Annotated in this window: 7 protein-coding genes; all 7 read right to left on the bottom strand. The window is 43.2% G+C overall.

The genetic code is table 11. The annotated features are described in order from the left end of the window. Positions 1 to 51: 51 nt before the first annotated feature. Positions 52 to 2,310 (bottom strand): glycoside hydrolase family 95 protein, encoded by a 2,259-nt coding sequence (locus QR40_RS24815; RefSeq protein ID WP_044297240.1) that lies wholly within the window; start codon positions 2,308 to 2,310, stop codon positions 52 to 54. Between the two features lie 15 nt (positions 2,311 to 2,325). Beyond that, entirely contained in the window at positions 2,326 to 3,420 is a 1,095-nt protein-coding gene (locus tag QR40_RS24810) for a glucuronyl esterase domain-containing protein (protein ID WP_152614278.1), read from the bottom strand. Beyond that, entirely contained in the window at positions 3,410 to 6,535 is a 3,126-nt protein-coding gene (locus tag QR40_RS24805) for a glycosyl hydrolase 2 galactose-binding domain-containing protein (protein WP_152614277.1), read from the bottom strand. Before QR40_RS24805 ends, QR40_RS24810 begins: the two co-directional genes overlap by 11 nt. Before the next feature lie 195 nt (positions 6,536 to 6,730). Then, positions 6,731 to 8,425: a type 2 periplasmic-binding domain-containing protein gene (locus tag QR40_RS24800; protein ID WP_044297238.1), complete on the bottom strand. Its 1,695-nt coding sequence runs from the start codon at positions 8,423 to 8,425 to the stop codon at positions 6,731 to 6,733. A 50-nt stretch (positions 8,426 to 8,475) separates the two neighbouring features. Beyond that, positions 8,476 to 9,345, bottom strand: a complete 870-nt coding sequence (locus QR40_RS24795; RefSeq protein WP_027294946.1) for a carbohydrate ABC transporter permease — start codon at positions 9,343 to 9,345, stop codon at positions 8,476 to 8,478. A gap of 29 nt (positions 9,346 to 9,374) precedes the next feature. Further along, positions 9,375 to 10,319: an ABC transporter permease gene (locus QR40_RS24790; RefSeq protein WP_027294947.1), complete on the bottom strand. Its 945-nt coding sequence runs from the start codon at positions 10,317 to 10,319 to the stop codon at positions 9,375 to 9,377. 136 nt (positions 10,320 to 10,455) lie between these two features. Then, positions 10,456 to 11,907 (bottom strand): MATE family efflux transporter, encoded by a 1,452-nt coding sequence (locus QR40_RS24785; RefSeq protein ID WP_044297237.1) that lies wholly within the window; start codon positions 11,905 to 11,907, stop codon positions 10,456 to 10,458. Between the last annotated feature and the right edge of the window lie 32 nt (positions 11,908 to 11,939).

Genomic DNA, 11,939 nt, shown 5'->3' with positions numbered 1-11,939 from the left:
TTATAAATGTCAAAGTGTGTCCGAAATTACTTATATAATTGAATTGCATATTTACCAATTCAGTTCTACTTTTTCTCCTGCCCTGCAGATAACATTTCTAATCTCATTCCTCCAGGCCAGCTGATACGTCTTTGTGCTTTGTGAAGTCAGGGCAATTCTCACAGGCCTTTCATTTTCCCAGTCCATGTCCAGTCTCGTATTTCCTTTTAAAATATAACCTTTCAAACTGCCGTCTTTCCATTCCTTTGGCAGTGCCGGCAGCAATACCGCTTTTCCTGTCAGGCTCCGCACAATGCCTTCCAGAATTGCCTCTGCAATTCCAAAATTCCCATCAATTTGAAATGGTGGATGCATATCCAGCAGATTATCCTGAATGCACTTTTTCAGAAGCTGACTCACATGCTCTTTCAGTGATTTTCCATCCTCCAGCCTTGCTGCAAAGCATCCAAGCCATGCACGGCTCCAGCCTGTGTGTCCGCCGCCATGGGTAAGTCTGGTCTGCAAAGTCTTTTTAGCTGCTTCAAAATATGCCTCAGTTTCAGGAGTAATTTCATTTCCCGGATGCAATGCATAGAGATGAGAAATATGCCGGTGCCCCGGTTCCATTTCCTCATAATCCTCCATCCACTCCATTAGCCTGCCGTCTTTTCCAATCATAAGCGGCGGCAGCTTCCCAAGAATATTCTTTAAGGTTTTTTCTTCCTCTTCATTTTGAATTCCAAGGACATCCATACTGTCCAGATACGCTTTCAGAAGCTGTCTTAAAATTGCACTGTCCATTGCGGTTCCCATAGATAATGCTCCGGTTTCACCCACCCTTGAACGATATGTATTTTCCGGAGATACAACCGGTCCTGTGACCAGAAGGCCATTTGGAAGCTCATAAAGATAATCTTCAAAGAACAGGATCGCCTCTCTCATAATTGGAAGAGCTTCTTTCAAAAACTCCATGTCTTCTGTATATAAATAATGTTCATACAGATGCAGGCACATCCAAGCGCCTCCCATAACCCAATAGGGAGATGCATCAAAAATTCCTTCCGGTGCTGTACACCCCCATACATTTGTATTGTGATGTGCGCAGAACCCTCTTGCGCCATATAGCTTACGGGCTGTTTCCTTTCCGTTCCCGGCAAGCAGCTTTACCAGATTCATAACGGGCAGCTGACACTGGGATAACCCTGCTTTTTCCGCAAACCAGTAATTCATCTGGGTATTAATATTAATTGTATACTGACACTGCCACGGCGGTTCATAGGAGCCGTTCCATAACCCCTGGAGATTAGCGGGAAGCTGGCAGTTATAGGAAGAAGCAACCATCAGATATCTGGCATAGTGTACCAGAATTTCCGTCAGATAATTGTCGCACGAAATATCCCCCTGGCGAAAGGCATTCAGAATTTCAGCTGTTGCCATTTCTTCTTTCCCTGTTCCATATAAATCCAGATTAAAATCACCATATACAGACTGATAATCTTCTAAATGCCGCCTGCGTATCTCATCATATCCCGCTGCCTGTGCCGCGTCCAGCCGTTTGCCGACCACCTGATACAGTTCTTCATAAGCTTCTTTGCCGTCTTTACGCTTACCATTCAGACAATCCAGGTAATCCGTACCTGCTGCCAGATATACTACCACTTCCTCAGCTGCTTCCAGATAAACGGCATCGCCCATGGTCCTGGCTCGCTCCGATGCAATGCGTACCCCACTCAGATAGTGCATTCCGCCTGCGCCGTTTTCTCCCCAGTTTCCCGCTGTAGCCTCTCCCAGAACTCCCGTAAATTCTTCAAATGGTTTCCGGCTGATATTGGCACTCATGGTTATCTTATGTTTTCCCTTAGAGCGGACACGGATTGCAAGCACCTGATAAGCTTCACTGACAAAATGTTCCCTTTCATACCGGGTTTCATCCAGTTCATATACAATTGTGGCAATTGCCTCATTCAGACACAGCCTGGCTTCGTATTTCGTTTCCTTCCCGGCATGATTTAAGAAACAAAGTCTCAAATCTCCCATAGGCTGGTAAGGATTGTTGTATTTCGGCGTTGACGCCAGAGCCATTTTAGCCAGAAATGCCGCTTTTTCCACCTTACCTTCCAGTAAAAGGTGTCGGATTTCTCCCAGATGCCCCAACGCATCGGGATTTTCCCTTTCTCTTGGAGGTCCATAACACAGGGTCTCTTCATTTATAAATATAGTTTCTTCTTTCAATCGCCCCAGCAGCATCGCTCCCAGGCGGCCATTCCCAAGAGGGAATCCATCGTCCCACTTCCTGGCGGGCTTTTTCATATATATTTCATACCTCTTCATCTTTTCTTTTACCTCTCACACTCCATGCCGATTCCGGTATGCAATTATCTGTCTCCAGTCATCCCGGCTGAGATAATGAGTCCCCCGCCGCAAATGGTATCCGATTCTGCCTTCATGGTAACATGCTCCTGTTTCCGGCAGGCGGTCCGGTGAAACCAGACCTTCTTCTCCATACAGATTCCAAACTTTCGAACATTCCGCACACGTTAAAAATTCAGACTTTGGATCTGCCCAGTCATCCCTGTCCGCACTGGCTATATAGAGATGGCGGGGAGCTGTCAGGGACAGGAGAAAATGCTGGTCAAAAGGCATCCGGGTCAGATCCTTTCGGTAGTTAAAAAAATTTCCGTCAAACCAGAGTCTGGATCCCTTCCCATAGAGATTTTCTATCTGCTCCCCGGTTTTCCCCCGAAACAGAGCGGCTCCACCCGCGCCGGATTCATTTGCAGCCGTCAGGGAAAACCTCTCATCAAAAGCCCCGGCAATTAACGCTGTTTTTCCCAGACGCGAATGCCCCAGAACTGCAACCCTCTTTTCATCTATTTCCTCCCTTTCCAAAATATCATCCAGGATTCTGCTGCTCCCCCATGCCCACATTGCCAGTTTCCCCCAGCTGTCATAATTATTCCTGGTACAAAACCTGCCCAATCCGCTTTGATGCTCGTCATAATAATCGGCGGTAATATCCTGATAATAAACATTTGCCACACCATATCCGGCATCCAGAATTTCTTCTCCTAACCCATCCGCAATTTCCGGTGAAAATGCCAGATAGAGAAAAACAGGGGGACGCTCTGCATTTTTCGGAAGCATGAGACGGTATGGAAATGATACATAAGAATAATCGGATGCAATCCCAAGGTTTATGGTCTTCACCACCGCTTTGCCACCGTAGGCACTATCATCCTCCAGAACCTGTTTACCTGCTATTCGATGCGTAATTCTTGGGAAACAGCCGCAGAACTCTCTGCAAAGCAGATTTTTTATCTCCTCCCGTCTGGATCTCCAGCCGCTTTCATTCTGTACAGCCTCATTGTCTTTATTTCTAAATAGCTCCGGAAGATTTCTGCTTTTTATTTCTTGCTCAAGCAATCCCATCTTATCTTTCACCTTTCAAGATCAAATTTCTGAACAGTTCATCCAATCCCGGATTACATCCGATTCTTCCTGATCTGGCCAGACTTATCAACAGAATCTCACCTGCACCCAGTGGGCATTTCTTTACAAACGGAAGATGCGGTTTTGCGCCCTGGTTTTTTCCCGCCCCCTGCTTGTCATAAGTATATATCAGTGCCTCGCCCGGAAGCTCCGTCTGAACAGTGAAGGATGCAGTAGCATCAATATATCCCTTTTCTTTGTTATATACCATGGAAATCGGATAATCTTGGAACTCTTTCTTTGCTGCCGCAAAGAACAGTTCCCCACATCCCTTTGTGGATACCTCTTTTTCTCCGATATTAAGTATTACTTTTTTCTCCGGCATTAGCAGAATGCTTCGTCCGCCAGCCTTAGCATGGGCTTCTGCCTCTGAAACGCTGTCAGAACTAAAATCACTGATTATTAAGATATCATTGCCGGTTGCGTCAGACTGTCCTAAGGTAGTCTGATCTTCGGTTTCTATTGGCGTTAATCCCAAGTTAGTGCAAAGTAAGATTGCTTCATCACCAATTGTTCTGACCTTCTCCGTATGTATCTTACGTTTATACACCTGTAGAAATAAGGTTTCTGTATTCAGAACATTTCCTTCTTCATTTAAAATAGCTGCTTTAATCTGCACTTCTGCATGAGTGCCGTTAAATCCCGGCATTTCCTCAAAGCTTAACGGAATCTTGCCGGCACATATGGCATTCGCCGCTAATGCTGTATCTTCCATTTCATAAGCCGCGAAGGGATCTGTGTCATGACCTGCAAATACTTCTGCCCGGATTGTCAATACACTGTCTTTCCCCGTATCATTTAACAGCCACGCCTCTACGTCCACCTGTTCATCCAGATAAGCATTGCTGCGCCCGGTATAGAGATTTACCCGGAGCGGCTGCAGCGATTCCTGATAAGTAAAATATGCCCTTTTAGGCTGACGCCTGCAGTCTACCAGGGTCTTCATCCAGCCTGACGGCCATGCATCAATCAACAGATGAATTGCCGTATGGTTTATAATATCGCCCCTTCTTCGATAGGCATCCGTCAAAAGCTTTGTGGCTTTTGCCTGATGAATCTGGCTCTCCCTTACCCAGTCAGCTATATTATTCTGTTCCTCATACCAGTCCCCCTGTACCGAATAGGTCTGTGCACGAACAATTTTATCCGGATACCAGGATCCGTCAGGCTGTGTTTCCAGCCATTTCTTTGGATAGAAACTGCGCATTACCTCCTCATGATCCAAGCCCTCGGCACCATATTCACCGCATCCAATCATCCAGCCTTCTTTAACCGGGGGCAGATATCCTTTCAGCAGTCGGCCAATCGGTTCTCCATGATTGGTATACCACATGGTGTAACAGTGAAAATCCGGCATACCTTCTGCGGTAGGCCCGTCATAGTCCCCTTCCACATTTTTAATCACACGATCAGGGTTTTCCACATATACTGCCTTTCTTGCCGCTGCGAAAAATGCCTCCAGTTCATCTCTTAACAGATGCCGGTGTCCTTTAGCTTCATAGCGTCTGGAATATTTATCATCAGGATCTTCGGTGCGCCGAATACACATGGGTTCATTTATAAAAGTAACTAACACAGCAGATACATGCTTTCTTACCAGATGTTCCATCTCCTGCACCTGCTTCACTGCTTCTGCAAATTGAGGCCTTCTAAGAAAACCAAAAAGGGGAAAGTCACACTGGTGCATCATTCCAAGCATATCAAAGTAATCATAGATTTCTTCCTGTACCGGACGCTGAGTGATACGGTAATAATTCATATTGCACATCCTGGCAATCAGAATGTCATCCACCAACTGGTCAAAATCTCCCTTCATCACACACTGTTGGAGGTGTCCCATTTCATTGGCACCGCGAAGTACTATGGGATGGTTGTTCAGATAAAATTTCCCTTTTGGTACAGAGGTTTCATCACTCACAAATTTTTTTAGTCCAAAATTCTGGCTCCTGCCTGAAACAGATACACTACCTTTTCTCAGATTTGCCCGGGCTCCATAAAGCCACGGGGTATCCGGTTCCCAAAGCCTGTAATCTGATACCGGTATAAAGTAGCGGTATTCATTCTTTCCCGGTCCCACGTATGGAATCGTCGTATGGAAATCTCCGATCTTTCTCCCTTCATAATTACGTGGCAGCAGATCCAGATCCAAATTGTAATCTGTTTTCACCTCATCTGTATAGTTCAGGACCCCCAGCCGTACTTCCACCATATCATTGTCAATATCCGGTCTTACAAAAATATCTTCCAGGTATACTTCCGGGCGAATCTCCAGGGCAACACTTCCAAATACTCCAGCACCTGCCGGACAATGGTGCCATCCAACATTTGGGTCATCCCATCCGGGTCCGGTAGCCGCATAGATTTTATCCCCATCCAAAACCGGACCAACGCCAAGTATCGGCACATCATTTTTACACAGGATAACCAATTCATTTTCTTCTTGCATGTAATCTGTAACATCAAAAGAAAAAGGAGCAAAAAATCCTTCATGGCTGCCTACATAATTGCCATTCAGATATATTTCAGCAATATAGTCCACACACTGAAAATACAGAACAGCTCTCTTCTTATTTTGAATGAGCCCTTCTGACCATGTATCTCTATAAGAGCATCTGTAATAACCGCTCCACTTTCCATCTTCCAGCGCAGGACCTCTGTAATCAGGTACCGTTACTTTTTCCCATACCTTATTGACATCATCCCGTTCTGTAAATACCTCTCCTTTTTCCCGATAGCGGAATTCAAATTCACGCAATTGAATACTCTCTGTCCCCGTCTCTGCAAGCGGCAGATAGTTCTTCATGTATGGACGGTATTGCTTTCTCATAGCTTCTAAGTCCCGCGTGAATTTCTCACACTGCTCTTCGAATGTCTTTTCCTTCTCCCAGGAAATCTTATGCTGACGGCAGTCTTCTTTTGAAGACCAGATATCCGGTGTTGGTAAAGGCTGTACTTCTTTATCTGTTGTCCCAATTGGATGCTTTGTCATTGCAATCTCATGAAAAAAATCCTGATTAACCATATTTATACCCATTGCATATTGCAGGCTTGCCTGCAATACTGCCACACTAAAACAGGTTGAAAGAATCACACCATGGCATCCTTTCTATCTCATAATTTTCTTTCAACCTTATACTTCCTGCATATCGCGGTCCTGCCTGCAATACTGCTTTACAGATTAACAGGGCACATCCACGTACTTTTCATCTGTCAGTTCTCAGTTGTTAAGCATATCGTGAATGAACCCTGTTGCCAATTTCTATTATTTAGCTGCTTCTGCCGCTGCGTCTTTAAATTCTTGCTGGATTGCTTTGTAGTCAGCAGAATCTACGATTCCCTGTACAAAGGTTTTCCATTCTGTTTCCCCAATCTGTCCCATAATATACTGTGCACAAAGGGTATTTACATCATCGGTCAATACATTCCAGTTATTATTGTAAGTTGCTGACTGAAGGTTACTGATTGCATTTTTCATTCCGGTTTCTTTTAAGTCGCTATATACAAACTCTTTGATTTCTTTTACTTTTGCAATATTTTCATCAGATGCTCTCTTGGTTCCGTCTTTCATAAATTTGTCGTTTATCTGATCCGCATCTTTTTTCAAGAAGATCTGGTTCCATGCACCTACATAACCATCCTGTCTTTTTTTCTTAAATGTTTCATCATCTGTATTTTTTGTTCCGTCTTCTTTTAAGGTATAATGAATATCCTGTACACCATCCATCATTACAGAATCGTATCCCGGATGAGTCTCTTCTGTTGCATTAAATACTTCCATAATCTTCTTAATTTTTTCATCAGAGCATTTAGCGCTGATTGCGATACAGGAATCAATGTCCGTATAGTTTGGACTTACCGTATATGCTTTGTCTCCCTTAACCGGCATCAGACACCATGCTTTTAATTCCGGTCCTGTACTTTCATCAAATATTTTATTACTGGTAAGGTCTGCTGACTGATTCCAGTTATACCATGCTGTCAGGTATGCCACGGAATTGCCTGCTTTCCATTTAGAAGTATCGGCATTTGCTAAAGCAAATTCAGGATCAATAACACCTGCATCGTATAAATCTTTCATCCAGTTCAGGAAATTGATATATTCATCTTTAAACTGCATGTATTCAAATTCGCCGTTTTCATTTACAGACCAATCTGACTGTCCTGTAAACGCTACTGCAAAAGCTTTAATTCTGTCATTCATAAAATCATCATCAAAATATTCCAGAGCATAAATCTTCTTGCCTTCACCTTCAGATGCCGCTTTAGACAGATCGATTAACCAGGTCTTCAATTCTTCCATGGTTTTTGGTTCTTCCGTGAAATTATATTTTTCCATCAGGTCTTTTCTGACTTCTATACCGGAATTCTGTCCGCTTTCCGCCTTACTTCTTGGAAGAATATAAATGCCGCCGTTATATCTTGCCTGATCCCACATATTCTCGTCCCAGTTTTTCATAACTGCATTGGTCTCGGCAATTCCGTTGCCATTATCAAATAAGTAAGGTGTCATATCTACAAAAGATCCTGCTTCTACCGCCTGTGTAAACACCGGATAATAATAAGAACCATTTCCCTGCTTGCTCACCTGGATAACATCCGGCATACTGTCTGCGGCAATCAAAGTATTTACCTTCTGGTCAAAATCCTGATAGTTCACCCATTCAATTTCCAGATTTACATCAAACATATCTTCCCAGTACTGTTCCATCTCACTGTTTGCCAGAGGACCATATCCCCAGTCAATACCCATAACAGAAATTGTCATGCGGTCTCCGCTTTCACCTGATGCTGCTGTTTCGCCGCCGGCAGTATCTCCCGTAGCTGCTTCTGCCTGTGTTCCTTCTGTTTTTGCTGCTTCTGTGGTTTTGCCGTCTGAACCGCCGCATCCTGCCAGAGCAGATGCTGCCAAAACTGCTGCTAAACCAAGAGCTACCTGATTTCTAAAATTCTTCCTCATATCTTATTCCTCCTAAAAAATATTCTTTTTATGCAAAACGCTCCGCGTTTTTAACCTTTGACTGCTCCTACCATCATTCCTGTCTCAAAATACTTCTGCAGGAATGGATAAATAATTAATACGGGCAACACAACAACTACTACCGCAGCCATTCTCATAACTTCCTGCGGAACGGCATTCTGAACGGTTGACTGCACATCCAGGACATCTGAAATATTGGATGATAGTACAACTTTCTGCACATATACCTGTAAAGAAGCCTTCGCTGTAGATGTCATGTACATAATGGAGTTAAAGTATGTATTCCAATAACTTACAAAGGAAAACAGTGTCATGGTTGCAAGCATTGCTTTGGACAGAGGAACTACAATGGTTCCAAAGATACGAAGCTGTCCGCATCCGTCAATCTTTGCTGCCTCCTCCAGTTCAATGGGTAATGACTGGAAGAAAGATCTCATTACCATGATGCTCCATGCCCCGCATGCTGCCGGCAGGATACATGCAAAATAGTTATCTATTAATCCTAATGAATTGATATTCATAAAGTTTGGAACCATACCAGCCGTAAACAGCATAGTAATCATAACGTATTTATTGATGAAACTTCTTCCCGGTATGGGCTTTGACAACATATATGCCAGTCCGGCATTTAAAAAGACGCTTAGCGGTACTCCAACTGCTGTAATAAATATTGTTGATTTCAGGGAATTCAGGAATCCTGTTCCCGATAAGATCAGTTTATATGCCGCCAGAGACCATTTTTTCGGCCATAACATAAATTCGCCTGCTACATACGCTGTGGAATCTGTAAAGGATAATACTACAACATACAGGAATGGCAGAATCATGGTACCTGCTATAATAATAAGAATTAACCACAAAATGCTCTGATAAATATTTTCTTTGGCTTTCATACCCATTTTATTCGCTCTCCTTTCCATCCTCATCTTTACATAACCCCGTCATAACCTTTGCGGTTCGTAATCCAGTTTGTGAAGATAACAAGTGCCGTATTAATTACAGATTTAAACAATCCGATTGCGGTTGTGTAAGAGTACTGTGTACTTCCGCTGGCAATACTGTTGTTATATATGTAGACCTCAAATACTTCCAGTTTCGATTTAACCATCGCGTTATTCATCAGGAATACCTGTTCAAAATCTACGGAGATAATCGTTCCCATTCTCAGGATTAACATAACAGCTACGGTAGGCATAATACTTGGAAGTGTGATTTTCATCATACACTGGAACTTGTTAGCCCCATCCATTTTTGCTGCCTCATACAGTGACTGGTCAATTCCGGAAATCGCTGCCAGATATACGATGGATCCCCAGCCTATGCTTTTCCAGAGTGACTGGATTACAATAACCAGATAAATCCATTTGGTACTGAATAAATAAGCCGTAGATTCATATCCCAGCAGGTTCGCAATCTTGTTTACAAGGCCCTGTTCTGTAGACAGAAGGAAAAATGTCAGACTGGCTACGATCGCCCAGGATAGAAAATGCGGAAGGTATACCGAAGTCTGTACGAGCTTTTTAAACTTCGCATTCCGTACCTCATTCATGATCAAAGCCAGGAAGATTGGCGCCGGAAAAGTCAAAAGGCTTAATCCACTGATGATCAAAGTGTTTTTTAACATGTTATAAAATTTGGGGTCCTGAAACAGTGCTTCAAAATGTTTAATCCCCACCCATTTGCTATGGAGTAAACCTAAATGTGGATTGTAATCCTGAAATGCCATCAACAGACCTCTCATCGGCATATAGCAGAACAGGAATAAAACAATTAACCCCGGTAATCCTAGTGCATAGATCCATCGATATTCATAGATGTGCTTTCTTAATGTCTTTTTGGAAGTGCTTACATTTTTTTGACTAGAAGCCCTCATACAATATCCCTCCCGATTATCTTTTTCAAGACGGTGTGTTTTCCGTCTGTTCTTCGTCGTTAAGGAAAGTATAAGGGATTTTTAGAATTTTTTATATAGTAGAGATTCAATATTTTTGTACAAATTTCATCTTTTTTTATATTTTTTTCATATTTTTAATATTTTTGACATCCATATTATGGAAGCGCTTACTTTTTTCTCTATGTGTCCCCCAATATTTTTTCTTTGCAGCCGGTATAACAATTGCAGCAGCCAGAATTGCCACAAAGGCAACGGATATATTACTGACCATCATTACGATACCTACGCTTTCACTTCCCAGATTCGTAAAATTTTGCAGAAACCATAGAACCGGTACCCGGAACACAAAGACACGGCTCATACTGATTAACAATGATATTTTTGTTTTCCCCAAACCATAAAGCAGCGCCATGACAGCCGAATTAATCCCAAGAGGTACGAACCCCATAGCTTCAAACCGGAATATTTTCATAATCAGTCTTTGAAATTCCGGGTCATTTTCCGAAAACATGCCGCTTATCTGTTGTAAGAATCCCATTGCAATGGCATATGCAGCAGCCCCTGCAATTAAATTATAAACCAAGACACTCCAAAACGCCTGTAATGCCCGGTCAAATTTGCCTGCCCCAATATTCTGACTGATTACGGAAGCGGCTCCTTCCTGTAAACCGTTTTGCGGTGCAGCGGCAAAGCCTCCCAGATTATTGGAAACCCCCAATGCCCCCACGGTAAGAACACCATACAGTGTACTCATGGAATTTACCATCAGTTTCCCCATAGAGAATAAAGCCCTTTCTACAACCAGAGGAACAGACTGTATAATCATAGGTCCTGACAATCTTTTTTTGAAAGACACAAACCGTATTGAAAATCCAAACGCATTCTTTTCACGATTCATCTTGATCAGCCCGATCACCATTAAAGTTGACTGAGAAATAATCGTAGCCAGAGACATTGTAACGATACTGCCTTTTAGAACATAAACAAACAAGGCGGTCAAAGATGTCTTGGTAAGGATTACAATAATATTCATTTTCATAATCAGCTTTGTTTCGCCCCTGGCACGTTCTATGGCAATAAACACATTGTTGAAGAAAATAATAACCATCGCCAGCAGCTGCAGCTGAAAGTAGGTATTGCCCTCTGCAATCAGCTCCGGCGGCGTTTTCGCAAAAGCCAGAATCTGCCGGGTAAACGGAATGAGCAGGAGTATATTTGCAGATAAAACACCGCACATGGCATACAGGGTACTGACCCGTTTTTTTACCAGGTCATATTTTCCCTCACCATAAGCTTCACTTACCTTCAGGCTGGCACCTACCGCCAGACCTCCGCCCACCGCCGAAATGATAGAATTAATCTGAGCCAGATAGGCCACTGCTGATACCGTATTGGAGCTGATATGGGAAGCCATCATGGTATCCAGCACTCCGAATACCTGACCCAGACACTGATATACACATAGCGGCAATGCGACCTGCCATACTACCTTCCACATATTCCCGTTCAGCGTAAAATCCCGAAACTTCTGATCTTTTGCCGACAGCCCCGCGTTATTCTCTTCCATGATGTCTGCTCCTTTAGAACATGTCAAAAAAT

Source organism: Robinsoniella peoriensis, assembly GCF_000797495.1.
Classification (GTDB): Bacteria; Bacillota; Clostridia; order Lachnospirales; family Lachnospiraceae; genus Robinsoniella; species Robinsoniella peoriensis.
Note: the sequence above shows the minus strand (reverse complement) of the source record. Positions and strands in the feature narration are given on the sequence as shown.